This is a genomic window from Rhodococcus sp. HM1 (genome assembly GCF_023218075.1).
Classification (GTDB): domain Bacteria; phylum Actinomycetota; class Actinomycetes; order Mycobacteriales; family Mycobacteriaceae; genus Rhodococcus.
The window spans coordinates 1-676 of the sequence record NZ_JALPTB010000194.1 but is presented as its reverse complement, the minus strand read 5'-3'; the positions used below and the strand labels follow the sequence as shown (position 1 = coordinate 676).

Annotated in this window: 1 pseudogene; it reads right to left on the bottom strand. The window is 74.4% G+C overall.

The features are described from left to right. Positions 1-676: pseudogene (locus M1M07_RS32375) on the bottom strand (transposase); the annotation flags it as partial.

Sequence of the window (676 nt, the reverse complement as noted above, 5' to 3'; positions counted from 1 at the left end):
TCGTCGTAGGTGAAGCCCCGAAAATCCGACACCAACCCATCCGGGCGTTCCGCGACAATCGCCGCGGCGCCGAGGGTGGCCGGTGACCAATCCACCCCCACCGCGACCGTGCCCGCCGCGAGGTCACCGGCCGGGACGGCTTCGGTGGCGGCGCACCGCAGCAGCAGACCCCGCCCGTCGAGGGTCAGGGTCGGCAGATGCCACTGTGTGATCGCCCGGCCGTGCAGGTGCGGGGGGAGCGCGGCGGTCATCCGCACCGGGCGCCACTGCGCCCGCCCCGTCGGGGCGGCGGTGGTGGGCAGCTTCACCGTCAGCACCATGGTGTCGCCGGTGACGGTGAGCCGGGCGAGTTGTGTGTCGGCGGCCGAGAGCCGGGCCATCGCACCGGCCTGCGGCGGGGTTTGGATGTCGGTGATCCGCAGCCGTGTGGGTTGTGCTGCGTCCCGCATCGCGTCGCCGGACGTTGCCTCGCCGACGTGGCGGGTCCGCGCGAGCAGTTGACGGCGCACGCCCCGCGCGAACCCCGCCGGCACGTACTCCGCAGCACACTCCGGTGCGGCGATGCGTCCGGTGGCGGGATCGAACCGGGCCGACAGCGCCGCGATCGCCGCATCCCGATACGCCAGGGTCCGCAGGGTCGCGGTGGCCTGGGCGGTGACCACCCGCGTCACCCGCG